General features: G+C 72.1%; 25 protein-coding genes. 15 read left to right on the top strand and 10 right to left on the bottom strand.

What is annotated here, in order from left to right:
- Positions 1-96: 96 nt before the first annotated feature.
- From mshB to KQY30_RS11970, 3 genes are all read left to right on the top strand, one after another.
- Positions 97-1,038: an N-acetyl-1-D-myo-inositol-2-amino-2-deoxy-alpha-D-glucopyranoside deacetylase gene (mshB, locus tag KQY30_RS11980; RefSeq protein ID WP_217306807.1), complete on the top strand. Its 942-nt coding sequence runs from the start codon at positions 97-99 to the stop codon at positions 1,036-1,038.
- Positions 1,035-1,460: a DUF6113 family protein gene (locus KQY30_RS11975; protein ID WP_254407085.1), complete on the top strand. Its 426-nt coding sequence runs from the start codon at positions 1,035-1,037 to the stop codon at positions 1,458-1,460. Before mshB ends, KQY30_RS11975 begins: the two co-directional genes overlap by 4 nt.
- A 196-nt stretch (positions 1,461-1,656) precedes the next feature.
- On the top strand, positions 1,657-3,774 hold the full coding sequence (locus KQY30_RS11970) for a hypothetical protein (RefSeq protein ID WP_217306806.1): 2,118 nt from the start codon (positions 1,657-1,659) through the stop codon (positions 3,772-3,774).
- Positions 3,775-3,834: 60 nt separating this feature from the next.
- Here the strand turns inward: KQY30_RS11970 and KQY30_RS11965 are convergent, their stop codons facing one another.
- Together KQY30_RS11965 and KQY30_RS36360 are read right to left on the bottom strand one after the other, a co-directional pair.
- Entirely contained in the window at positions 3,835-4,665 is an 831-nt protein-coding gene (locus KQY30_RS11965) for a transglutaminase-like domain-containing protein (RefSeq protein WP_217306805.1), read from the bottom strand.
- Between the two features lie 17 nt (positions 4,666-4,682).
- Complete coding sequence (locus KQY30_RS36360; RefSeq protein ID WP_254407084.1) at positions 4,683-5,843, bottom strand: GNAT family N-acetyltransferase; 1,161 nt, start codon at positions 5,841-5,843, stop codon at positions 4,683-4,685.
- 140 nt (positions 5,844-5,983) lie between these two features.
- Here KQY30_RS36360 and fdxA point away from each other — a divergent pair, with 140 nt between their 5' ends.
- On the top strand, positions 5,984-6,304 hold the full coding sequence (gene fdxA, locus KQY30_RS11950) for a ferredoxin (RefSeq protein WP_003985062.1): 321 nt from the start codon (positions 5,984-5,986) through the stop codon (positions 6,302-6,304).
- 162 nt (positions 6,305-6,466) lie between these two features.
- Positions 6,467-7,579: a succinyldiaminopimelate transaminase gene (gene dapC, locus KQY30_RS11945; protein ID WP_217306804.1), complete on the top strand. Its 1,113-nt coding sequence runs from the start codon at positions 6,467-6,469 to the stop codon at positions 7,577-7,579.
- A gap of 105 nt (positions 7,580-7,684) precedes the next feature.
- Here dapC and KQY30_RS11940 read toward each other — a convergent pair whose 3' ends face one another.
- A complete protein-coding gene (locus KQY30_RS11940; RefSeq protein ID WP_217306803.1) occupies positions 7,685-8,125 on the bottom strand; it encodes an ATP-binding protein in 441 nt (146 codons plus the stop codon).
- A gap of 362 nt (positions 8,126-8,487) precedes the next feature.
- Positions 8,488-9,447 (bottom strand): hypothetical protein, encoded by a 960-nt coding sequence (locus tag KQY30_RS11935; RefSeq protein WP_217306802.1) that lies wholly within the window; start codon positions 9,445-9,447, stop codon positions 8,488-8,490.
- 180 nt (positions 9,448-9,627) lie between these two features.
- On the opposite strand from KQY30_RS11935, the gene dapE reads away from it, so the two are divergent.
- Both dapE and KQY30_RS11925 read left to right on the top strand, forming a co-directional pair.
- Positions 9,628-10,707, top strand: coding sequence for a succinyl-diaminopimelate desuccinylase (gene dapE, locus KQY30_RS11930; RefSeq protein ID WP_217306801.1), 1,080 nt, complete (start codon positions 9,628-9,630; stop codon positions 10,705-10,707).
- A 108-nt stretch (positions 10,708-10,815) separates the two neighbouring features.
- Positions 10,816-11,565: a TIGR00730 family Rossman fold protein gene (locus KQY30_RS11925; protein ID WP_217306800.1), complete on the top strand. Its 750-nt coding sequence runs from the start codon at positions 10,816-10,818 to the stop codon at positions 11,563-11,565.
- A gap of 38 nt (positions 11,566-11,603) precedes the next feature.
- On the opposite strand, the gene folP is transcribed toward KQY30_RS11925, so the two are convergent.
- A complete protein-coding gene (gene folP / locus KQY30_RS11920) occupies positions 11,604-12,476 on the bottom strand; it encodes a dihydropteroate synthase (RefSeq protein WP_217306799.1) in 873 nt (290 codons plus the stop codon).
- Between the two features lie 167 nt (positions 12,477-12,643).
- Between folP and KQY30_RS11915 the strand changes: the two genes are divergently transcribed.
- Both KQY30_RS11915 and KQY30_RS11910 read left to right on the top strand, forming a co-directional pair.
- On the top strand, positions 12,644-12,997 hold the full coding sequence (locus KQY30_RS11915; RefSeq protein WP_046500846.1) for a hypothetical protein: 354 nt from the start codon (positions 12,644-12,646) through the stop codon (positions 12,995-12,997).
- The gene (locus KQY30_RS11910; protein WP_217306798.1) at positions 12,994-13,572 is read left to right on the top strand and encodes a DNA-3-methyladenine glycosylase I; all 579 of its coding nucleotides are present in this window, start codon (positions 12,994-12,996) and stop codon (positions 13,570-13,572) included. Before KQY30_RS11915 ends, KQY30_RS11910 begins: the two co-directional genes overlap by 4 nt.
- A 108-nt stretch (positions 13,573-13,680) precedes the next feature.
- Here KQY30_RS11910 and KQY30_RS11905 read toward each other — a convergent pair whose 3' ends face one another.
- A complete protein-coding gene (locus tag KQY30_RS11905; protein ID WP_217306797.1) occupies positions 13,681-14,484 on the bottom strand; it encodes an enoyl-CoA hydratase/isomerase family protein in 804 nt (267 codons plus the stop codon).
- 312 nt (positions 14,485-14,796) lie between these two features.
- Between KQY30_RS11905 and KQY30_RS11900 the strand changes: the two genes are divergently transcribed.
- Entirely contained in the window at positions 14,797-14,964 is a 168-nt protein-coding gene (locus tag KQY30_RS11900; protein ID WP_003966491.1) for a DUF3117 domain-containing protein, read from the top strand.
- A gap of 156 nt (positions 14,965-15,120) precedes the next feature.
- Here KQY30_RS11900 and KQY30_RS11895 read toward each other — a convergent pair whose 3' ends face one another.
- Positions 15,121-15,822, bottom strand: a complete 702-nt coding sequence (locus KQY30_RS11895; RefSeq protein WP_079023303.1) for an O-methyltransferase — start codon at positions 15,820-15,822, stop codon at positions 15,121-15,123.
- Positions 15,823-15,939: 117 nt separating this feature from the next.
- Between KQY30_RS11895 and sigE the strand changes: the two genes are divergently transcribed.
- From sigE to KQY30_RS11870, 5 genes are all read left to right on the top strand, one after another.
- Positions 15,940-16,698, top strand: coding sequence for an RNA polymerase sigma factor SigE (gene sigE, locus KQY30_RS11890; protein ID WP_217306796.1), 759 nt, complete (start codon positions 15,940-15,942; stop codon positions 16,696-16,698).
- Positions 16,695-17,555, top strand: a complete 861-nt coding sequence (locus tag KQY30_RS11885) for a zf-HC2 domain-containing protein (protein ID WP_217306795.1) — start codon at positions 16,695-16,697, stop codon at positions 17,553-17,555. Before sigE ends, KQY30_RS11885 begins: the two co-directional genes overlap by 4 nt.
- An 89-nt stretch (positions 17,556-17,644) precedes the next feature.
- Positions 17,645-19,414, top strand: coding sequence for a S1C family serine protease (locus tag KQY30_RS11880; RefSeq protein ID WP_217306794.1), 1,770 nt, complete (start codon positions 17,645-17,647; stop codon positions 19,412-19,414).
- 168 nt (positions 19,415-19,582) lie between these two features.
- On the top strand, positions 19,583-20,044 hold the full coding sequence (locus KQY30_RS11875; RefSeq protein WP_217306793.1) for a sec-independent translocase: 462 nt from the start codon (positions 19,583-19,585) through the stop codon (positions 20,042-20,044).
- 116 nt (positions 20,045-20,160) lie between these two features.
- Positions 20,161-20,820 (top strand): hypothetical protein, encoded by a 660-nt coding sequence (locus KQY30_RS11870; RefSeq protein WP_217306792.1) that lies wholly within the window; start codon positions 20,161-20,163, stop codon positions 20,818-20,820.
- A 111-nt stretch (positions 20,821-20,931) separates the two neighbouring features.
- Here KQY30_RS11870 and KQY30_RS11865 read toward each other — a convergent pair whose 3' ends face one another.
- The 3 genes from KQY30_RS11865 to KQY30_RS11855 form a co-directional block, all read right to left on the bottom strand.
- Complete coding sequence (locus KQY30_RS11865) at positions 20,932-22,092, bottom strand: Mrp/NBP35 family ATP-binding protein (protein ID WP_217306791.1); 1,161 nt, start codon at positions 22,090-22,092, stop codon at positions 20,932-20,934.
- Positions 22,093-22,192: 100 nt separating this feature from the next.
- Positions 22,193-22,786, bottom strand: a complete 594-nt coding sequence (locus KQY30_RS11860) for a DUF1003 domain-containing protein (protein ID WP_217306790.1) — start codon at positions 22,784-22,786, stop codon at positions 22,193-22,195.
- Positions 22,776-24,056 carry a CBS domain-containing protein gene (locus tag KQY30_RS11855; RefSeq protein ID WP_217306789.1) on the bottom strand — a complete coding sequence of 427 codons (1,281 nt, stop codon included), beginning with the start codon at positions 24,054-24,056 and terminating at the stop codon, positions 22,776-22,778. Before KQY30_RS11855 ends, KQY30_RS11860 begins: the two co-directional genes overlap by 11 nt.
- Positions 24,057-24,105 lie beyond the last annotated feature (49 nt).

Raw genomic sequence — 24,105 nt, 5'->3', positions numbered from 1 at the left:
CGGCAACCGACGGCCCCGCGGGCCGCTCGACCGCCGCCTCCCGGCCGTTGTCCACAGGCCGGGAGGTTTCGTCGGTCGGCCTCGTAGGCTGTGCCCATGACCGATCTACCCGCCCGCCGTCTGCTGCTGGTGCACGCCCACCCCGACGACGAGTCGATCAACAACGGCGCCACCATGGCCAAGTACGCGGCCGAGGGCGCCCTGGTCACCCTGGTGACCTGCACCCTCGGCGAGGAAGGCGAGATCATCCCGCCGGAGCTGGCCCATCTCGCGGCCGACCGCGAGGACCGCCTCGGCGAGCACCGTATCGGTGAACTCGCGGCGGCCATGCGGGAGTTGGGTGTCTCCGACCATCGCTTCCTGGGCGGCCCCGGCAGATTCCGCGACTCCGGGATGATGGGCCTGCCGCAGAACGACCGTGAGGACGCCTTCTGGCACACCGAGGTCGACGAGGCCGCCCCGCATCTCGTCGAGGTGATCCGCGAGGTCCGTCCCCAGGTGCTGGTGACGTACGACCCCAACGGCGGCTACGGCCATCCCGACCACATCCAGGCCCACCGCGTCGCCATGCGCGGCGCCGCCCTGGCTGCCGACCCCTCGTACCGCCCGGATCTCGGCGCCCCGCACACGGTCGGCAAGATCTACTGGAACCGGGTGCCGCGCTCGGTGGCCGAGGCGGGCTTCGCCCGACTGCGCGCGAACGGTACGGACTTTCCCGGCATCGCCGAGGTCGGCGACATCCCGGGCGTGGTGGACGACTCGGAGATCACCGCGGCGATCGACGGCGCGTCCCACCGGGAGCGCAAGGCCGCCGCGATGCGCGCCCACGCCAGCCAGATCGCCGTGGACGGGCCCTTCTTCGCACTCTCCAACGACCTCGGCCAGCCGATCTTCGCCGCCGAGTACTACCAGTTGGTGCAGGGCGTGCCCGGAGTCTCCGTCGGCGAACGCGAGAGCGACCTCTTCGCGGGGACCGGTGCGGCCGCCGGGGCCGGGGGAGTCGCGGAAACCGGGGCCGAAGCGGGGGCCGGCGCATGAGCGGCGGCGGCAAGGAGCCTCAGCAGCCGCCCCTGGGCCCGCACATGACCCTGCCGGGGCCTGGCAGGATCGCCGCATATGTCGGCCTTGCCGTGCTCGGCGCGCTGGTCGCGCTCGCGGGCTCGCTCGTCCAAGGCGGCTGGTTCCCCGGCGGTTTGGTGCTGGCGCTGCTCGCCACCGTCGCGGTCTTCCTCGGTGGACTGCGCGCCACCGGTACGCAGATGGGCGTCGGGGCACCCGCCGCGGGCTGGCTGATCGCGGCCGTTCTGCTGAGCACGGGCCGCCCGGAGGGCGACGCGGCCTTCTCCGCGGGCGTCGGTCCGCTCATCTATCTGCTGGGCGGGATGGCGCTGGCTGTGATGTGTGCCACCATGTCGCGGTTGCCGCAACCGGGCACGAAGTCCGGCCGACTTGGGAAGTGACGCGCCCGCCATCCACTGAAATGCCCCCCGTCCGCACCGCCCGCGAACCATAGCTTCACACGGTCGCCGGGTGTCCGTCGGCGGAGGCCAGTATGGTGGTGCGCGCTCCGGGCCTTCCCCTCGCCTTCGGCATGGGGGACCTGAACAGTTGAGTACCAGTAAGAACGGGCGGCGGAGCCAACCGGGAGAACCTGCTTTGAGTCGTGAAACTGACAGTTCGTCCTCCGGGCCCCAGGGGCGCGGCGGAGCCGCGTACCCCTCGGGGACACCGCCGTACGGATCCCGCCAGTATCCGTCGCTGCATCCCCAGCAGGACCCTCCGGAGGAGACCGGCATAGCGGCCGCCGCTCAGCCGGACGAGCCCAAGACCGAAACCACTCTGACCACCCGCATCCGGATCAATATCCCGGGCTCGCGGCCGATCCCGCCGGTGGTGATGCGTACGCCCGTGGGCGACGCCGACACCGCGGGCGGCCGGGGCGTCAAGGCCTCGGAACAGACCGGCGGAGTTCCCGCGCAGGACGAGGGCAAGGACGTCGTCGACGCCCCGGTGCCCGAGGCCGCGGACGAGAAGCCGTCCGGGGACAAGCCCGCGAGCGACTGGTTCGCGCCACGCAAGCCCGCCGCGGGCACGCCCGGCGGACCGGGAAGCGGTACGGGTACGGGCGGTGCGGGCATGGCCGCGGGCATGGGTGCCGGGGCGGCCGCCGTCGCGGGTAGCTCCGTACCGGCCCAGACCGGCCCGGGAGCCGACCGGCGCACGGACAGCCCGTACTACGGCGACTACTCCGAGGCCCCGCGCCAGCACCCGCCCACCGGAGGCGGCTCGCTCAGCGAACTCGCCGCCGGAGCCGGTCTGCCGTCCGGCCAGGGCGCCGGCGCGTTCGCCCCCGGCGGCGGTCCCACCACCCCGGCGCTCGGCATCCGGCCGCCGGGACCGGCCGGCGGGCCCAGCGGCCCGACCGCGGGACCCGTCACCGGCAGCACCCCGCTGGGCACCCAGCCCCCGGCCCTCGGCGCCCCGTCCGGAGCCGGCCAGGGCGGTCCGCCGCGGATGTCCGACGACACCGCGGAGCTGACCCCGCAGCAGCACGCGCCTGGTCCCGGACCCGGCGGGCATGTCTCCGGCGACACCCTGACCAGCGGAATCCCGGTGGTTCCGGCGGAGTCCCGGTCGCCGTTCCCGGGCTCCGGTCCGGGGACCGACCAGATGCAGCGGCCGGGCGGACCGGCCACCCACGGCCAGGACCAGGGCTTCTCCGCGCCGGACTTCCCGGGCGCGGTCGGCTCCTCCCAGGGCGGTGGCCCCGCTCCCGCACGTACCGCGCCCCCGGCTGCCGCCGCCCCCGCCGCCGCACCCGCGCGCAAGAAGGGCCGCTCCAAGCTGACGCTGCTGGTCGGCGTCCTGCTGGTGGGCGCGGGCGGTGTCTACGGCGCGGGCCTGCTCATGAACCACTCCGACGTACCGAAGGGCACCACCGTCCTCGGTGTGGACATCGGCGGCGGCACCCGCGACGCGGCGGTCATCAAGCTCGACACCGCCCTCGGCGAGCGGGCCTCCCAGCCGTTGCGGCTCAGCGTCGGCGGCAAGACCGAGGAGCTGGCGCCGGACAAGGCGGGCCTCAGCCTGGACAGCCAGGCGACCGTCCGCGCCGCGGCCGGCAGCGACTACAACCCGGTCTCGGTGATCGGCTCGCTCTTCGGCGGCCAGCGGATCGCGCAGCCGGTCATCCCGGTCGACGAGGAGAAGCTCAGCTCGGCGCTGACCGATCTGGCGGGTGTCTCGGGCTCGGCCACCGAGGGAACGATCCGGTTCGAGCCGGGCCGCGCCGTCGCCGTACCGGGCAAGTCCGGCGAGTCCCTGGACGTCAGCCACTCGATCATCTCGGTACGGGACGCCTACCGCGCCCAGGTCCAGACGGGCAGCACGAACACCGTCGAGCTGCCCATCGCGCCCCGCGACCCCACGATCAGCCAGGCGGAGCTGGACCGGGCGATGAACGAGTTCGCCAAGCCCGCGATGTCCGATCTGATCACGATCAAGGCCGGGGGCAAGGAGATCCAGTTCGGTCCGGCCAAGTCGCTGCCGAAGATCCTCTCGATGAAGGCGATCGACGGGCGGCTGGTGGAGGTCTACGACAAGAAGGCGATCGAAGAGCTGCTGGACGGCGTCTTCGACGGCATCACGATCACCAAGGGGGACGGGAAGGAGCACCCGGTCTCCGCGGACGATGTCGCGCAGGCGATGCAGAAGGCGCTGCTGGGCAAGACGCCCGCGGAGCGCACCCAGGTGATCGAGCTCAACCCGAGCTAGTCGCTGTGTGTTGTCCTCAAGCGCCGGACGGGCTGGAAAGCCCGTCCGGCGCTCCGGGTTTCAGTTGAGCATCGCCCGTGCCGCGCGGGCCCTGCGGCGGATCGCCTCCGCCGTGGACGGCTCGACCGTGGCCACGACCCGCGCGTACTCCTCCATCTCCGTCGCGCCCTGGAGGAACTCCCCGCGCTGTACGAGGAGTTGGGCGTGCTCGTAGCGCAGCCGGGCCGGGTGCGCGGGGAGCAGCAGGGAGAGTTCGACCGCCCACAGCGCCACATCGGTGCGCTCGGGGCGGGTCGCCGCCCAGACACGGATGTTGTTCAGGACGCGCAGCACGATGTCGAGCGGATCGGCCGGTACGAACAGCGCGTCGTCCGGTGGCCCGCCCGTCGCGCCGCCCACCAGCCGCGCGGTGTCGGCGCTGGTCAGCAGACGTCCACCGGCGAAGGGGTCGGCCAGGATCCGGTCGCGGGGATCGCCGAAGCCGACCACGAAATGGCCGGGCAGGGCCACTCCGTACACCGGCGCCCCGGCCCGTCGCGCGACCTCCATCCACACCACCGAGAGCAGGATGGGCAGCCCGCGCCGCCGGCGCAGCACCACCGGCAGCAGTGAGGCGTCGAGCCGCTGGTACTCGGCGGGGGAGCCCTCGAAACCGCACCGCTCGCCCAGCAGTTCCGCGAGCGCGACCGCCCAGGCACGCGCCCCCAGCACCCCGAAGGGCAGCAGCCCCGCCAGCCGGTCCAGCTCGGCCTGGGCCGCGTCGAGCGCGGTCTCGCCCAGCTCGGGGTCGGCCTCCGCGCCCACCAGCAGGCAGAGCGTCGCCAGGTCGGGGCGGGGAGCGCGGGCCTCCTCGGCGAAGCGCCGGCGCAGGTCGTGGGAATCCGGTCGCATATCGGCCTCGTACCCGCTCAGGGGGCTCGGAAGTGGTGATAGCGGTGGTGCACGGCGAAGCCCATGCCCTCGTACAGCGCCCGCGCCGCCTCGTTGTCCGTCTCGACCTGGAGCCAGGCGGCGGACGCGCCCTCCTCCAGCGCGCGCCGGGCGAGCGCGGTCATCACGGCCGTGGCCAGCCCCTGACGGCGGTGCTCCGGACCGACCTCCACCGCCATGAACCCGGCCCACCGTCCGTCGACCACACACCGTCCGATGGCGGCGGGGACTTCCCCGGCCCCGGCCACGGAGGCGAACCACACAGAAGGCCCGCTGCCCAGTACGTGAAGCACATGGGGCCCGGCCACATGGTGCCCCGGCACATGGGGACCCGCCACACGGGGCTCAGGCCCATGTGCTTCCGCCACATGTGCTTCCGCCACGTCGGGTTCCGGTCCATGTGCTTCCGGCACGTGGGGTTCCGGCACATGTGTGTCGGACCCATGGGGGCCCGGCACATCGGGGCCCGCCACACCGAATCGCTGGTAGCGCCGGATCCAGCCCGCGCTCGCCGTTCGCTCCAGCCGTACCCCGGAGACGTCGGCGTCCTGGACCGCGACCGGCGCCAGCGCGGCGATCCGTACCTCCGCCGCCACCTCCGGACGCCAGCCGTGCCCCTCCAGCTCCGCGCAGAGCCGCTCCTGCGTGCCCTCGGCGCCGGTCGCGGCCTGGATGTACGCGGGCAGCCCCCGCTCCCCGTACCACTCCCGTACCCGCGCCAGCGCCTCGTCCAGCGGGATCCCGGGGTCGCCGAGCGGCAGTGCGGAGTTGGCCCGCCGGGTGAAACCGGACGAGGCCCGCAGCAGCCACCCGCCCAGCGGCTCGCTCTCCACCGGCTGCCAGGCCCGGGCACCGGCCCGCGCAAGCTCCTCGAAGTCCGCCGCGGGACCCCGGCGCCTGGCCGGGGCGGCCGGTACGACCTTTCCCGCCACCAGGGCCGCCTCGGGCACCCGGACGCTCTCCCCGGTACGGCGTGTGATGAGCAGCACACCATTGTCCCACGATGTGAGAACGCCAACCGTGTCGGTGAACTTCTCCGTCCCTGCTCCGCTCCCTGTCAACTGTCTGACTGATACACGTTTGCCCACGTCAGCCGGGGTCACCCGGACCCGGAGCCGTCCGCCCGCAGTGAATTCCACAGCTCAGTCCGCCCCTCCTGTTCGGATCGTGCTCAAGAACGGAGATACTAGATGCGGGCATCGACGACGCCGCGCTCCCGCGCGCCCGTGGACGGAGCCGCAGATCGGCCCGCCGCGCCCTATCGAGGAGGAACGACAGCGTGACCTACGTCATCGCGCAGCCTTGTGTCGACGTCAAGGACAAGGCGTGCATCGAGGAGTGCCCGGTCGACTGCATCTACGAGGGCTCCAGGTCCTTGTACATCCATCCGGACGAATGCGTCGACTGTGGAGCCTGTGAGCCGGTCTGCCCGGTCGAGGCCATCTTCTACGAGGACGACACCCCGGAGGAGTGGAAGGACTACTACAAGGCGAATGTCGAGTTCTTCGACGAGCTGGGCTCGCCCGGTGGTGCTTCCAAGCTCGGTCTGATCGAGCGGGACCACCCCTTCATCGCCGCGCTGCCGCCCCAGAACGGCTGACAGCGCGCCCCCCGGTCCCGTACGGCCCGCCGCCGTACGGGACCGAGGTGTTTCGCGGGCGGCATTCGCGGGCGGCGGGTGTTTTCGCAGGTACGACGGTGTTTTCGCAGGTACGAGTGGAGTGCGCGCCCGGTGCGGGCGCGTACGAGAAAGAGTGAGCACGTGTCCGCTGTCTCTTCGAGCCTCCCCGTCTTCCCCTGGGACCGGCTGGACCCCTTCAAGGCGCAGGCCAAGGCCCATCCGGACGGGATCGTGGACCTGTCCATCGGCACGCCCGTCGACCCGGTCCCCGAAGTGATCCGGCGGGCGCTGATCGCGGCGGCGGACTCGCCCGGGTATCCGACGGTGTGGGGCACGGCCGCGCTGCGCGACGCGCTGACCGGCTGGGTGGAGCGGCGGCTCGGCGCGCGCGGGGCCGAGCACGAGAACGTACTGCCGGTGCTTGGCTCCAAGGAACTGGTGGCCTGGCTGCCCACCCAGCTCGGCCTGGGTGCGGGCGACCGGGTCGCGTACCCGCGGCTCGCGTACCCGACGTACGAGGTGGGGGCGCGGCTGGCGGGCACCGAGCCCGTGCCGTACGACGCGGAGACCTTCGCCGCCGACCCCGCGGCCGCGGGCCTCGACGGGGTGAAGCTCCTCTGGCTGAACTCGCCGTCGAACCCGACCGGGGCGGTCCTGCCGAAGGACGCGCTGACCCGGATCGTGGCCTGGGCGCGGGAGCACGGTGTGCTGGTCTTCAGCGACGAGTGCTATCTGGAGCTGGGCTGGGAGGCCGAGCCCGTGTCCGTACTGCACCCGGAGGTGAGCGGCGGTACGTACGACGGGATCGTCGCCGTCCACTCGCTCTCCAAGCGCTCCAACCTCGCCGGATACCGCGCGGCGTTCCTGGCGGGCGACGCGGCCGTCCTCGGCGAGCTGCTCCGGGTCCGCAAGCACGGCGGGATGATGACCCCGGCGCCGGTACAGGCGGCGACGGTCGCGGCGCTCGGTGACGACGCGCATGTACGGGAGCAGCGCGGGCGGTACGCGGCCCGGCGGGCGGCCCTGCGTGCCGCGCTGGAGGCGCACGGCTTCCGTATCGACCACAGCGAGGCGAGCCTCTACCTCTGGTCGACGCGCGACGAGCCGTGCTGGGACACCGTGGCGCACCTCGCGGAGCTGGGCATTCTGGTGGCGCCCGGCGACTTCTACGGCCCCACGGGGGACCGGCATGTACGGGTGGCGCTGACGGCCACGGACGAGCGGATCGAGTCGGCGGTCAAGCGGCTGGGCTGACGGACGCCGACCGATGTGGGGAGGGCCCGGGGAGCTGCTGCTCCCCGGGCCCTCCCCACATACACCTCTGCGTGTCTCTGTGGTGCGCGCCTATGTGGGCGCGGATCAGGCGCCGATCGGCATTCCGACGGGCAGACCGCCCACGAGCGACCCGGCGGAACCGGCCGGAGCGGAACCGGCGGTCTTCGTGGCGGTGGAGGTGGTGTCGCCCACCACCTCACCGGCGGTTCCCGCGGCGTCACCGGCCAGCTTCTGGACGGCGGGGGTCGCCGTCCTGCCGACCGTGCCGGCGGTCTTGCCCGCGGCGGGGACGCCCTTCTTGACGGCCTTGCCGCCGAGGTCGCCCGCCACCTCGGTGGTCTGCCGCGCCCCGCTGTCCAGGGTGCTGCCCACGGCGGCGCCGTCGAGCGTGCTCAGCGAGCCCAGGCCGGTGGGCTGCGGCAGCGCCGCCGCGCTCGCGGAACCGGCCGCGCCGACCACGGGGGCCGCGCCGACGGCGACGAGCAGCGCGGCACGGGCGATCCGGCGGGTCACGGGGAGGGACATGATGCTCCTTTGGCGGGAGGGAAACGTGCTTGTCCGTCGGTCGGACGGTGTGACAACCGCTTTGAGGGCGGCGGAAGTTGCGGCGGGCAAGGGTAAAGAGTTGGCAATGCGTCGTATTGTCGCCGGGGAACGAAAACGGGCAAACGCCAGCGTTCCGAAATGGCCGGCGAACCGTCACTTCCCTTGCCGGCCAGCGGATTTGGCCCATCGGGCGGACCGGGAAGGGACTTCCGGGCCATCGAAAGGAATGGCGGTCGGACGAGCAGGGGACTCGCCCGTACGGGTGATGGGCCGCACGGCTGAGCGGTGCCTGCTATGGGCCGTTATGGACGGCTGGGCCGACCGTGATGAGCCGCCGGACACTAGCGTGCGGTGCGCAGGCGGACTTCCTCCGTGGCCGCTTTGGAGGGTTCGGCGTGACGCCAGCCCTTGTCCGCCTCCTCCGCGCTCCACACCCGGTCCCCGTACGAGACCTCCTCGATCCGCAGGACCGCGGCCTGGGCCACCGCCCAGTGCGCCAGCTCCCAGCCGCGCCGGGACGCCGAGTCCTCGCCGTCCTCGCCGGGTGCCGGGTCTCCGGGCGAGCCGGCCTCCGCCTCCGCGCCCGTGGTGGCGGACACGGGTACGGACACCTCGGCGCCCGAGCCGGCGGCCCGCAGCCCGGGGCCGAAGGAGCGCTCCAGGGCCGCCCGTACCTTCGCCGGATCGCCCGGCCGGGCGCTGTTCGGCGACGAGCAGGTCAGCGAGGCGGCCGACCGGCCGGTGAGCGCGGCGGCCAGCAGCGCCGCGTCCGGCTCGTGCTTCGCGTACGCCTGCGGGAAGCCGCTGCGCTGGACGCGCTGCGCGGCCTCGGTGAGCGGCAGCCGGGAGTAGCCGGGGACCTGGGCGAGATGGTCGTAGAACTGCCCCGCCGAGTAGACCGGGTCCTGGATCTGGGCCGCCGTGCCCCATCCCTTCGAGGGGCGCTGCTGGAAGAGCCCGAGCGAGTCCCGGTCGCCGTGGTTGAGATTGCGCAGCGCGGACTCCTGGAGAGCCGTGGCGAGCGCGATGGTGACCGCGCGCTCGGGCAGCCCGCGCGAGGTGCCGACCGCGGAGATCGTCGCGGCGTTCGCGGCCTGCTCCGGGCTCATCTCGTACGAGGGACTGTCCCCGGAACCACTGTCGCCGCTCGCGTCCTGTGCCCGCACCACACACCGCGGAGCGCCACCGCCGCCGGACAGGTATTGCGCCACCACATACCCGGCCAGAGCGAGCAGGACGACAAGGGCGGCGGCGATACGCAGTAGGCGGCCGCGACGGGACGGGGAAGCGGTCTCGGACACGCGCCCACCGTACTCATGCGCGGACGGTACGAGGTACCAGGGGCGGACCGCCGGGCACGGGACACCGGAGACCGGGGCGCCGGGGACCGAGTGCCGGTGCCGCGACGGGGCGGGCGTTCCCGGGAGGGGGACTAGGTCCTGTCCGGCGAAGATCCGCCGGACAGGGCCTAGGGTCGGACCATGTCCGAGAATGTGCTCGACCTCACCCTGGACGGCCCGGCGCTCACCGCCCGGCTGGTCGACTTCCCGTCGGTCAGCGGCGAAGAGAAGCCGCTCGCCGACGCCATTGAAGAGGCGCTCCGTACCCTGCCCCATCTCACCGTCGACCGGCACGGCAACAATGTCGTGGCCAGAACGCACCTGGGGCGCGACGAGCGGATCATCCTGGCCGGCCATATCGACACCGTGCCGATCGCCGGCAATGTGCCCTCCCGGCTGGACGGTGACGGAGTGCTGTGGGGCTGTGGCACCAGCGACATGAAGTCCGGGGTCGCCGTACAGCTCAGGATCGCGGCCACGGTCCCCGCGCCCAATCGCGATCTGACCTTCGTCTTCTACGACAACGAAGAGGTCTCCGCACATCTCAATGGGCTGGGACATGTGGCGGACGCCCACCCCGACTGGCTCGAAGGCGATTTCGCCGTCCTGCTGGAGCCGTCCGACGGGCAGGTCGAGGGCGGCTGCCAGGGCACGCTCCGGGTGCTGCTCCGTACCAGTGGGGAGCGCGCACACTCCGCGCGGAGCTGGATGGGGTCCAACGCCATTCACTCCGCGGCACCGATCCTGGCCCGCCTCGCCGCGTACGAGCCGAGGCGCCCGGTGATCGACGGGCTGGAGTACCGCGAGGGCCTCAACGCCGTACGGATCGAGGGCGGTGTCGCCGACAACGTCATCCCCGACGCGTGCACCGTCACCGTCAATTACCGCTACGCCCCCGACCGCGGTCCTGACGAGGCCCTCGCCCATGTCCACGAGGTCTTCGCGGACTGCGGGATCGAGGAGTTCGTCGTGGACGACCACTCCGGCGCGGCCCTGCCGGGACTCTCGCACCCTGCCGCTGCCGCTTTCATGACGGCCGTCGGCGGCACGGCACAGCCCAAGTTCGGCTGGACGGATGTGTCGCGGTTCGGCGGGCTCGGGGTGCCCGCGGTCAATTACGGCCCCGGTGACGCGCTGCTCGCGCACAAGCGCGACGAGCGAGTGGCCGTCGAGCGGATCCCCCACTGCGAGGAGCGCCTTCGCAACTGGCTGACCAAATGAACCGTCTCACCAAGTGACGGTCTGATCGTCTGCCGGAATTTCGCCGATTGTCACGCGCGGGGACCTACCCTGGCGCAGAACAACGCACAGTAGCGGAGGGAGCGGGTCATGGGCATGCCTGACGGAGCGCGCAGGCCTGAGGAACAGCGGCTCGGACCGGTGATCCGCCGCCGGGAGCAGGTGCAGCCCGGGACGACCGACCAGCGGCTGCTGGACACCGAGGGCGACTCGGAGTGGGTGCACACCGATCCCTGGCGGGTGATGCGCATCCAGTCGGAGTTCGTCGAGGGCTTCGGCGCCCTCGCCGAACTGCCCAGCGCCATCAGCGTGTTCGGCTCGGCACGGACCCCGGTGGGCTCGCCGGAGTACGACGCGGGTGTCCGGATCGGAGCGGCGCTCGTCGACGCCGGGTTCGCGGTGATCACGGGCGGTGGGCCCGGCGCCATGGAGGCCGCCAACAGGGGGGCGCGGGAGGCCGAGGGGATCTCGGTGGGCCTGGGCATCGAGCTGCCCTTCGAGCAGGGCCTCAACCCGCATGTCGACATCGGCGTCAACTTCCGTTACTTCTTCGTCCGCAAGACGATGTTCGTGAAGTACGCGCAGGGCTTCGTGGTCCTGCCGGGCGGGCTCGGCACGCTCGACGAGCTGTTCGAGGCGCTCACCCTGGTCCAGACCCGCAAGGTCACCCGCTTCCCGATCGTCCTCTTCGGCACCGCCTACTGGGGCGGTCTCATCGAGTGGCTGCGGACCACGGTCGTCGCACAGGGCAAGGCCTCCGAGAAGGACCTGCTGCTGTTCCATGTCACGGACGACGTGGACGAGGCGGTCGCGCTGGTCACCAAGGAAACGGGAAAGTAGCCGGCGGACGCGGACCGCGCGCGGTCCCCGGCGGCCGGTCAGGCCAGGCCCCGGCGGGCCACCGCCGGGGGCCGGTGGCCCGCGATGGACGCCACCATGTCCAGCACCTGCCGGGTCTCCGCGACCTCGTGGACGCGGTAGATCCGTGCCCCCAGCCATGCCGAGACCGCCGTCGTCGCCAGCGTGCCGATCAGCCGCTCCTTGACCGGCCGGTCGAGCGTCTCGCCGACGAAGTCCTTGTTCGACAGCGAGACCAGCACCGGCCAGCCGGTCTCCGTCATCTCGCCCAGCCGCCGGGTCGCCTCCAGCGAGTGCCGGGTGTTCTTGCCGAAGTCGTGCCCCGGGTCGATGACGATCCCGTCCCCGCGCACCCCCAGCTCCAGGGCGCGCTCGGCCAGCCCCAGCGTCGTCCGCAGGATGTCCGCCATCACGTCGTCGTACGCGATCCGGTGCGGCCGGGTCCTCGGCTCCGCCCCGCCCGCGTGCGTACAGACCAGCCCCACTCCGTACCGTGCCGCCACCTCGGCCAGCTTCGGGTCCACCCCGCCCCACGCGTCGTTGAGCAGATCCGCGCCCGCCTCGCAGACCGCCTCGCCCACCTCGTGCCGCCAGGTGTCCACGCTGATCACCACGTCCGGGCAGCGGCGGCGCACCTCGGCCACGAAGCCGACCGTACGACGCGCCTCCTCCTCGGCCGTGACCTCCGCCCCGGGCCCCGCCTTCACCCCGCCGATGTCGATGATGGCGGCACCCTCGGACACCGCCCGTTCGACGCGGTCGAGGGCGGGCGCGTCGTCGAAGGTCGCGCCCCGGTCGTAGAAGGAATCCGGGGTCCGGTTGACGATCGCCATGATCACCGGCTCGTACGGTCCGAATTCACGCCGCCCCAGCCGCAGAGTCCCGCCGCTCATCCGCTGTCTCCTCCTCGCACTCGCCCGTCTGCGACCTTAGGCCCTGTCCGGCCCTGTCCGGGTCGGACGGGGCTCAGGCCCTGACGAGGTCCTGCCGCCCGGACCTGACCCGACCGGCCCGGCATGGCACGATCGGCACCGGACGTTTTCTGCCCGGGGAGAAGCTCGTGTTCTTGTTCTTGCTCATCGCGATGGTCGTGGTCGTCGCCGCGGTCACCCTCGCGGTCATCGGCGGCGGCGAGCACGCGGTCCTGCCGGAGGCCGCTCCCGAGCGGCTGGTGGACCCGCTGCCCGTGACCCGTCCGGTCGGCCGCGCCGATGTCGAGGCACTCCGGCTCCCCCTCGGCCTGCGCGGCTACCGGATGGCGGACGTGGACGACGTCCTCGGCCGGCTCGGCGCGGAACTGGCCGAACGGGACGCCCGGATCGCGGAGCTGGAAGCGGCGCTGGCCGGGGCCCAGGCGACCGCGGTCTCCTCCCCCGACCTCTTCAAGAAGCCGGGAGAGGACAGCGGCCGATGACCGGCGGTGCCGTGGAGGGACCCGACGGGCGTCGGCGCTGTCCCTGGGGCATGTCCACGGAGGACTACGTCGCGTACCACGACTCCGAGTGGGGCCGGCCGGTCCGCGGCGACGACGCGCTGTTCGAGCGGCTGAGCCTGGAGGCCTTCCAGTCGGGGCTGTCCTGGATCACGATCCTGCGGCGGCGCGAGGGCTTCCGCGCCGCGTTCGCCTCGTTCAAGATCGCGTCCGTGGCGGAGTTCACCGACGCGGACCGCGAGCGGCTGCTCGCCGACCCGGGCATCATCCGCAACCGCGCCAAGATCGACGCGACCCTCGCCAACGCCCGGGCGCTGGCCGACTGGCCGGCCGGTGAGCTGACCACCCTGATCTGGTCCCACGCCCCCGACCCGCCGCGCCCGGCACCCAGGACGTCGGCCGACGTCCCGGCGGTCACGGACGAGTCGGTGGCGCTGGCGAAGGACCTCAAGAAGCGGGGCATCCGCTTTGTCGGCCCCACCACGGCCTATGCCCTGATGCAGGCCTGCGGCCTGGTCAACGACCACCTGGCCGACTGCGCGTTCCGTAAGCGCTGAGGCCAGGGTTCGAGCCCGTCCGGCGATTGAGGACGAACCGGCAGCCGGACGGACCCCACGAACCGACGCGGCCGGACGGACCCGGCGAACCGAACAGGGCCGGAGCCGTCAGTGGCCCACGTACACCGGCTTCTGCTTCGCCAGGAACGCCCGCACCGCGGTCGCGTGGTCGTCCGAGGCACCCGCCCGCGACTGGAGCTCGTCCTCCTTCTCCAGCGTCTCGGCCAGCGAGTGCGCCGCCCCGTACGCCAGCGACTCCTTGAGCGCCGCGTACGCGAAGGTCGGGCCCGAGGCGAGCGCGCGGGCGACGGCGGCGGCCTCGGCCGCCAGATCGGCCGCCGGGACCAGCTTGTTGACCATGCCCCACTCGTACGCCTCCGCCGCCGCGACCGAGCGCGGGAACAGCAGCAGATCCGTCGCCCGGCTCCGCCCGACCAGCCGCGGCAGGGTCCACGAGACGCCCGAGTCCGCGGTCAGCGCGACCCCGGCGAAGGCGGTGTTGAACGAGGCCGTGTCCGCCACCACCCGGTAGTCCGCCGCCAGGACGAAGCCCAGTCCCGCGCCCGCCGCGACCCCGTTGACCCCCGCCACCACCGGCTTGGGCATCCCGGTGATCGCCCGCAGGATCGGGTTGTAGTGCTCCCGTACGGTCGTCATCGTGGTGCCGGTGCCCGCGGCCCGGTCCGCTTCGAGCAGGGCGGTGTGCTCCTTCAGGTCCTGCCCCACACAGAACGCCCGGTCGCCCGCGGCGGTCAGCAGCACGGCCCGTACGGAGGTGTCGTCGGCGGCGGCCGCCAGCGCGTCCCGGAGAGCGGCCTTGGCCTCGATGTTCAGCGCGTTCATGGCCTCGGGCCGGTTGAGCGTGATCGTTGCGAGTCCGTCGGTCACATCGTGCAGCACGGTGTCGGCCATGATCGGGTTCCCTTCGCGGCTCCGGCAGTCCTGTCCGGCCCAGCATGGCGGAGATCGTCGGCGCCGGGCATGTGACCTGCGTCTAAGAATGCCGGGCCGCCGCCGGGCGGACGGTGGCGAAGTATCGCAGGCGGATCGCCGAATTGAGCCGTTTTGCGGGAGCGCGTTGCACAAGCGATGCCGCCCGATGTTGGTCATCGGGTCCCGCCATGCGGGATAATGGGCTGGAAGCAATGTGTTCGATGCCGGTGACACAGCGCCTGTGATGGGGCCGCCGGCTGCGATGAGCTGGTTTCAGGAAGGGGAACGAGCATGGCGGCCATGAAGCCGCGAACGGGCGACGGCCCGCTCGAGGTGACCAAGGAGGGGCGGGGCATCGTCATGCGCGTTCCGCTCGAAGGCGGCGGTCGGCTTGTCGTCGAGCTGACTCCGGACGAGGCGGATGCGCTGGGCGACGCGCTGAAGAAGGTCGTCGGCTGAGCGAGACGCTCACAGTCTTCGGGGTGCACGGCCACCCGCGGACCGGCACCGGCTCTGCCCCGGCACGGAAGGGACTCCGTACCGGGGCAGCGTCATGTCCCGGTGTACCGGTGTCTCAATCTGTACGGTGACCCGGGTTCCGTACGGCGACCCGGATCAGCCCCGCCGTACCGCGCACAGCAGCCCGTCGCCCACCGGCAGCAGCGAGGGCAGCAGTTCCTGGCTCTCCCGTACCGTCCTCAGCAGCTCCCGCAGCCGCAGCACCTCCGCCGGCTGGGCCGCCGAGTCGACCGTCCTGCCGTCCGCGAAGACCCCCTCGAAACAGACGAGCCCGCCGGGCCGGAGCAGCCGCAACGATTCAGCGAGATAGTCGAGGCACTCCAGCCGGTCGCCGTCGCAGAAGACCAGGTCGTATCCGCCGTCGGCCAGCCTCGGCAGTACGTCCAGGGCCCGGCCGGGGATGAACCGCGCGCGATTCCCGGCGAAACCGGCCGCCCGGAAGGTCTGCCGGGCGAACTGCTGCCGCTCGGGCTCCGTGTCGACCGTGGTGAGGACTCCGTCGGGACGCATGCCCAGCAGCAGATACGTCCCCGAGACCCCGGTGCCGGTGCCGATCTCCGCCACCGCCTTCGCGTCCAGAGTGGCGGCCAGCAGACGCAGCGCGGCTCCGGTGCCTGGTGACACCGAGCGAAGCCCTGTCTCGCGGGCCCGGTCACGGGCCCAGCGCAATGCTTCGTCCTCGGCGACAAAGGCGTCGGCGAACGCCCAGCTCGTCTGCCGGTTGGCGGTAATGTCCCTCTCCTTGTCCCCGTTGGCGGCGCAACGGTGACTGTATCCGCTGCGCCCGGGAACCCGCAGATGGGACCGGGCGTTATGCAGGGGTGTGGCCCCCTCGTGATCAGCGCGGTTCCGCAGGGGGAGCGGGTCGGAATTTCGCGTAAAGATTCTTATCCGGAGCTAACGGGCGGAGTGGCTATGGTAGGGGCTCCACTGGACACCACCAGAGCCGATAGGGGAGGTGCGGCTGAGCCTGTGGATCGGGGAGGAGTGCTCACGCGCTGTCTCAGGTCGGCCGGCAAGCCGAAATCCGTGACCAACATCGCTGACCGTTCTCGCTCTACCGACTCCGCAGTTACCGCGACCTTCGCATCGGATGCGGAATCGCTGGCGTGGACGCCTCCCACCTGGGAGGAGATCGTCAGCACGCACAGCGGACGCGTCTATCGCCTCGCCTATCGCCTCACGGGCAATCAGCACGATGCCGAGGACCTGACCCAGGAAGTCTTCGTCCGGGTATTCCGCTCGCTGTCGACGTACACCCCCGGCACATTCGAGGGCTGGCTGCACCGGATCACCACCAATCTCTTTCTCGACATGGTCCGCCGCAAGCAGCGGATCAGGTTCGACGCACTCGGGGACGATGCCGCGGAGCGGCTGCCCAGCCGTGAGCCCTCGCCCCAGCAGGCCTTCCACGACACCCACTTCGACGCGGATGTGCAGCAGGCGCTGGACACCCTCGCGCCCGAGTTCCGCGCCGCCGTGGTGCTCTGCGACATCGAGGGCCTGTCGTACGAGGAGATCGCGGCCACGCTCGGTGTGAAGCTCGGCACGGTACGGAGCAGGATCCACCGGGGCCGCTCGCATCTGCGCAAGGCGCTCCAGCACCGTTCGCCCGAGGCCCGAGCCGACCAGCGCGCCTTTGTGGGCGTGGCCGGGGAGGGCGGAGCGGCGTGAGTGGCACAAGTCCGACCCCCGCCGAACAGCACCTGGGCGACCGGCTCGCCGCCCTGGTGGACGGAGAGCTGGACCATGACGCCCGCGAGCGGGTGCTGGCCCATCTCGCGACCTGTGCCAAGTGCAAGACGGAGGCCGACGCGCAGCGACGGCTCAAGAGTGTTTTCGCCGAGACCGCACCGCCCGCTCCTTCCGCGGGACTTCTCGCCCGCCTTCAAGGACTGCCCGGCGGGGCTCCGGGAGATGATGACAGCGGAAAGGGGCTGTTCGACGGGGGGCGCTTTGGTGAGGGCGTCTTCGGTGTGCGGACGGACGGCTTCGGTTATGTCCCGGCGGGTGCCCACGCGGGCGCGCTGTCCGGCGGCTCCGGTTTCCGTATCCATGAGGTCGCCCGTCAGGAGGCCGAGCGCTCGCCCTGGCGCGGACGGCGCTTCGCCTTCGCAGCCGCCAGCGCGGTGTCCTTCGCGGCGATGGCCCTCGGCGGCACGATGCCGCTCGGTACGGCTGCCGACGCCCTGCCCAGGGGTACGGGGAACAGTGTGACGCCGATGCGGGCCCCCGGCTCCACCCCGGTGGGCAATGAGCCCGGCCGGCGCCAGGGCGGCGGAGTCCTGCCGTATTCGCTGGACCGCCCGACCGGAGCGGCTCCTCCCGGCGTCTTCCAGACCCAGACCCTCGCCGAGCACGCCTTCCCGACGGGCTTTCTGGGAGGCGGCGCGCAGTCACCACTGATACGGCCCGCGGACCCGGCCGTCCAGATCGACGCGGCCTCCGGGATCAGCCCCACGGCCACCCCCAACCCCACCCAGCTCGCGGCACCCACACTGCCCGCGAGCGCGCTGTCGGCCCGGCGCTGAGCGGCCCCCTGCGCGGACCTTCGTAAACCTGGTTGAATCCATGCAGGGGTGCCTCTCGCGGGGCGCGGAACGGCAGTTGCGGGGAGAGCATGGACGACGGGAAGCCCACCGGACCCAAGGCGAAGTGGTGGAGCCGTCCCCCAGCGGGGCGCGCGGTGCCGCAGGGGGCGGAGGTGCCACCGGCCCGGAGCGGCGAGGCGGCGGCCGGGGTCGGCGAGGTCACGGCCCAGTTGCCTCCCGTAACCGATGAGGCGTCAGCGTCCGGCGGGCACGCCCCGCTCCCGGCCGAGCGCGCGCCGACGCCCGCAGACCACCCGCCGATGCCCGCCGAGCAGACCCCGGCACCCGCCGACGCGGCTCCGGCTTCCGAACCGCAGGGGCAGGAGCGCCCGCAGCCGCTGCACGAGCCCGACGAGTACAGCACACCGCCCTACGGCGGGCCCGGCCCCTGGGCGCCCGCGCCGCCCGTACAGCTTCCGACCCCGGCGCACGGCACCCCGCTGCCACCCCCGTACGCAAGCCAGCAGGGCCAGCAGAGCCACCAGGGCCGGCAGAGCGCGCGGAACGGGCTCAACTACCCGCCGCCGCAGCCGCCGCACCAGGGGCAGCACCCTGCCCCCGCCCAGCCGCTCCCTCAGCCCGGGCAGCCCGCTCAGTCCGCTCATTCAACGCAGTGGCTCCAGTACGACCCGTGGAACTCGGCCGGCCCCGTCCAGCCCCTCACCACCTACTCCGGCGAGCCGCGCAGGACCCGCCGCCGCCGGGCCGGTGCCGCAGGCGCGGTGCTGCTTCTGCTCTGCGGCTGTGTCCTGGGCGGCGCGGTCGGCGCGTACATCGAGCGCAACGGCGGCTTCACCACCGTCGAACTCCCGCAGGCGGACCAGGAGTCCGGCGGCCGCGCCCCCGACAGTGTCGCGGGCATCGCCGCCAGCGCCCTGCCCAGCGTCGTCACCCTGCATGTCAGCGGCAGCGACGAACAGGGCACCGGCACCGGCTTTGTCCTCGACCGGCAGGGCCACATCCTGACGAACAACCATGTCGTCCAGCCCGCGGGATCCTCCGGCGAGATATCGGTCACGTTCAGCGGCGGCCAGACCGCCAGGGCCGAACTGGTCGGCAAGGACAGCGGTTACGACCTGGCCGTCGTCAAGGTCACCGGAGTCTCCGGGCTCAAGCCGCTCCCGCTGGGCAACTCCGACAATGTCCGGGTCGGCGATCCGGTCGTGGCCATCGGCGCCCCGTTCGATCTGTCCAACACCGTGACCTCCGGGATCATCAGTGCCAAGGAGCGTCCGATCACCGCGGGCGGCGAGAGCGGCGACGGCAGCGATGTGAGCTATGTCGACGCCCTCCAGACCGACGCTCCCATCAACCCGGGCAATTCGGGCGGACCGCTGGTCGACGCCAGGGCCCGGGTCATCGGTATCAACAGCGCCATCCGTGCGGCCGACAGCGGCACCGGCCTCGGCGGCGGCCAGTCGGGATCCATCGGCCTCGGCTTCGCGATACCCATCAACCAGGGCAAACGCGTCGCCGAGGAGCTGATCAACACCGGCAGGGCCACCCACCCCGTGATCGGGGTCAGCCTGGACATGGAGTACGCGGGCGACGGCGCCCGGGTCGGCACCGAGGCCGCCGACGGCGGCCCCGCGGTGACCGCCGGCGGCCCCGGCGCCAAGGCCGGTATCAAGCCGGGCGATGTGATCACCCAGGTCGACGGCCAGCGGGTGCACAGCGGCGAGGAGCTGATCGTCAAGATCCGCGCGCACCGCCCCGGCGACCGGCTGGAGCTGACCCTGCTGCGCGGCGGCAGGGAGCGGACCCTGACGGTGGCTCTTGGCTCGGCGGACGGGAGCTGACGGTGGTGCGGCCGAGGGGTGACGTGCGGTTGGCACCTGCCGGTCACCCGAAGGTACCGCCCGGACAGGTGCGCCAGGTACCGTGGAGCGGCCCGGACCTCGACCACTTCAGGCCAGGACGGCCCCCGCTTCCGTCCGCGGACATGGAGAACAACAAGGAGCAGCAAGGTGTTCAATGACATCGGCGCACTTGAGCTGGTCACGATCGTGGTCCTCGCCGTGCTCGTGTTCGGTCCTGAGAAGCTGCCCAAGGTCATCCAGGACGCCTCCCGCTTCATCCGGAAGATCCGCGAGTTCTCCGAGAGCGCCAAGGAGGACATCCGCTCCGAGCTGGGCCCGGAGTTCAAGGACTTCGACTTCGAGGACCTCAACCCCAAGACGTTCGTCCGCAAGCAGCTCATGGACAACGACGATCTCGGGCTGAAGGAGATCCGCAGCAGCTTCGACCTCCGCAAGGAGATGACGGATGTGGCCGACGCGGTGAACGGCCATGAGAGTGGCGCGGTGAAGGACGCCCCGGTGGCCCCCGTCGGGTCGGCGAATGGTTCCTCCGGCACTCCCGACCTGCTCAAGAAGCGCGAGACGCCCGTACGCGACGACCGTCCGCCCTTCGACGCAGACGCCACCTGAGCGCCTTCAATCCCAGCGTGCCGCCATGGGGTGGCTATCCTCCATCTGTCCGGCAGTGAGGCGCCCGTAGGGGGCGGGCCGCTCCGGACGCACGAGATCGAGGAGGCGCCGGCCAGATGGAGACGACGAGCCGGGCTGGGGCGTGGAGCGCCAGCTCATCCACCGTCGGGGGAGTGGCGGCGGTCGCCCGCCGCACGGTCGCGGAGTATCTGCGCGCGCCGTTCCCGTGGTACGGACTGGATGAGGCGTTCACCGGGCCCCGCTGGCTGATGCAGGTCGGAGCCACGGCCGACGGAACGGTTCGCCACGGCGCCACCGGCCATGGGGAGGAGCCGTCGATAAGGCCGGACCCCGCGGTGGACACGGACCGCTTCGCGGTGGTGATCACGGTCGCCACCAGCCCCGAGCGCCGCAGCGGTGACGGCGGCCATCTGGAAGCCACCACGACCTCCTCGGCCGCCTGGCTGGCCGGCTCGGGGCTGCTGTCCTCGACCTGGCCCCCGCAGCTCGACCACGCCCTGCGCGACGACTGGCTGAACCAGCAGACGGAGATCGCTTTCGAGCTGGCCGACGATCTGGAAGGGCCCGCCTGGTCGTCGCTGGCGCTGCCGGTCGACGGGGTGCCGACGCCCTTCCACTACCGCGAGTCCGAGTTCGGCTGGGTGCTGGCGGGGGCGACGGACAGCCAGGTGTATCTGGGGGCCTACGGTCGCGGGATGAGCGCGTACGGCCTCGGCTTCTCGGTGATCGAGGACATCCGCGCGTACGACGAGTAGCACCGCGCACGAGCACGCACACGCGCATGTGTCACGCATACGCGCAGGTGTAAGGGGCGGCCGCGATGGCGGGCCGCCCCTTACCTGTGTCACGCGTACGCGTGTGGAGCCTCAGAACTTGTTGCGCGGGGTGATCCCCAGCGACATGCCCGCGAGCCCGCGCTGCCGCCCGCCCAGCGTCGCCGCGACCTCCCGCAGCGCCGCCGCCGCGGGCGAGTCCGGATCCGAGAGCACGATCGGCTTGCCCTCGTCGCCGCCCTCCCGCAGCCGTACGTCGATGGGGATGGCGCCCAGCACCGGCACTGTCGCACCCGTCGTCTTCGTCAGCCCCTCGGCGACCAGCCGGCCGCCGCCCGTGCCGAAGACATCGATGATCTCGTCACAGTGCGGACAGGGCAGACCCGACATGTTCTCGACCACGCCGACGATCTTCTGATGGGTCTGCACGGCGATGGACCCGGCCCGCTCCGCCACCTCGGCCGCGGCCTGCTGCGGGGTCGTGACCACCAGGATCTCCGCGTTCGGCACGAGCTGCGCCACCGAGATCGCGATATCGCCCGTCCCCGGCGGCAGATCGAGCAGCAGGACATCCAGATCGCCCCAGAACACGTCCGAGAGGAACTGCTGGAGCGCGCGGTGCAGCATCGGCCCGCGCCACACCACCGGCGAGTTGCCCGGGGTGAACATCCCGATCGAGATCACCTTCACACCGTTCGCCGACGGCGGCATGATCATGTTCTCGACCTGGGTGGGCCGGCCGTCCGCGCCGAGCATCCTGGGCACGCTGTGGCCGTAGATGTCCGCGTCGACGACACCGACCTTCAGCCCGTCGGCCGCCATCGCCGCGGCCAGATTGACCGTCACCGAGGACTTGCCGACCCCGCCCTTGCCCGACGCCACCGCGTACACCCGGGTCAGCGAGCCCGGCTTCGCGAAGGGCACCTCGCGCTCCGCGGTGCCCCCGCGCAGCGACGACGTCAGCTCGCGCCGCTGCTCGTCGCTCATCACGTCCAGCGTCACGGCGACCCGGGTGACGCCCTCGACCCGGGCGACCGCCTCGGTCACGCTCCGGGTGATGGTGTCCCGCATCGGGCAGCCGGCCACCGTCAGATAGACCGTGACGGCCACCGTGCCGTCCTCGCCGATCTCCACCGATTTGACCATGCCGAGATCGGTGATCGGCCGGTGGATCTCGGGGTCGTTCACCGTCGCGAGCGCCGCGAGCACCGCCTCTTCGGCGGGGACGGAGGTTCCGTACGTGTCGGTAGCCATACCGAGATGGTACGGCGCTGGGCGCGGCCACGGGAAAGGCCGCCCGTGCGGCCCGCGCCGGGCACGCAGGGAAGGCCGTCATGGACGCCGGTCGCCTGCGTCAGTGATCGGAGTCCTCGCGGCCGCGCACCGTCTCGGGCGGGAACACCACCCGGTGCTCCACCATGTCCCGTACCAGATCCTGGAGTTCGGAGCGGATCCAGTCCCGGGTGGCGACCTCGCCCAGGCCCATCCGCAGCGCCGCGATCTCCCGGGTCAGATACTCCGTGTCCGCGATCGAGCGCTCGTTCTGCTTGCGTTCCTGCTCCTGGGTGACCCGGTCCCGGTCGCCCTGGCGGTTCTGCGCCAGCAGGATCAGCGGCGCGGCGTACGAGGCCTGGAGCGACAGCATCAGGGTCAGGAAGATGAACGGGTACGGGTCCCAGCGCAGCCAGCTCGGCGCGGTGATGTTCCAGACCAGCCAGACGGCGATGACCAGGGTCATCCAGACGATGAAACGGCCCGTCCCCAGGAACCGCGCGATCCGCTCCGACAGCACCCCGAAGGCCTCGGGATCGTACTCGGGCAGCAGTCTGCGCCGGGGCGCCAGCGGCTGGTCGAGCCGGCTCCGGCCGCCCCGCGACAGCGCCGTCGAGCCGCCGACGGTCCTCGCCCGCTCCCGGACGCCCTCCTTCTCCGTACGCTCACTCGCCACCGGCCACCGCCTCTTCCGTCCCGCGGTAGTCCGTCTCGCGCCAGTCCTCCGGCAGCAGGTGATCGAGCACGTCGTCGACGGTCACCGCGCCCAGCAGCGACCCGCTGTCGTCCACCACCGGCGCCGAGACCATGTTGTACGCGGCGAGGAAGCTGGTGATCGCCGAGAGCGGGGTCTCCGGGTCGAGCGGCGGCAGATCGCTGTCCACGATCGAGCTGACCAGGGTGTACGGCGGATCCCGCAGCAGCCGCTGGAAGTGGACCGTCCCCAGATACCGGCCCGTCGGCGTCTCGTCCGGCGGGCGGCACACATAGACCTGCGCGGCGAGCGAGGGGGAAAGGTCCTGCTGCCGCACCCGGGCCAGCGCGTCCGCGACCGTCGCGTCCGGGCGCAGCACGATCGGGTCGGTCGTCATCAGCCCGCCCGCGGTCCGCTCCTCGTACGCCATCAGCCGCCGTACGTCCGCCGCGTCGTCCGGCCGCATCAGTGTCAGCAGCCGCTCCTTGTCGCCTTCCGGCAGCTCGGAGAGCAGATCCGCCGCATCGTCCGGGTCCATCGCCTCCAGGACATCGGCCGCGCGCTCCTCCTCCAGCTTGCCGAGGATCTCCACCTGGTCGTCCCCGGGCAGCTCCTCCATGACATCCGCGAGCCGGTCGTCGTCGAGGGCCGCGGCCACCTCCACCCGCCGCTTCGGGGTGAGATGGTGCAGCGCGTTGGCGAGGTCCGCGGGGCGCAGCCGCTCGAAGGTGGCGACCAGGCTCTCCGCGCCCTGCCCCTCCTCCTCCAGCGAGAAACCGGTGACCGCCGACCACTCGACGGTCAGCGCCTCCCCGCGCCGCCGCAGCGCGCCGCCCTTCCTGCCCCGCCGTACATAGACCTTGTCGATCTCCCAGTCGCGGCGGGCCGGGAGCTGCCGGATCGCGACATCGAGGACCGTCACCTCCTCGCCGCTGTCCGCGAGCCGCACCCGCCGGTCGAGCAGCTCCCCGAGGACCAGGCGCTCGGTGGGGCGCTGCTCGAAGCGCCGTACGTTCAGCACGCCCGTGGTGATCACCTGGCCCGACTCGATCCCGGTGACCCGGGTCATGGGCAGGAAGATCCGGCGCCGGCTGAGCACCTCGACGACCAGACCGAGCAGCCGCGGCGGCCGGCGGCCGACCCGCAGCATCGCCACCAGATCGCGGACGCGCCCCACCTGGTCGCCGTTGGGGTCGAAGACCGGCACACCGGCGAGATGCGAGACGAAGATCCGAGGGGCGCCGGGCGCCATCGCACGCGCCTCCTTGTTCCTGAACGGTCCCTGAATGTCCTTCTATCCA

This window comes from Streptomyces sp. GMY02, from assembly GCF_019056675.1.
GTDB classification, from domain to species: Bacteria; Actinomycetota; Actinomycetes; order Streptomycetales; family Streptomycetaceae; genus Streptomyces; species Streptomyces odonnellii.
This window is presented reverse-complemented; position numbering and strand designations above follow the sequence as displayed.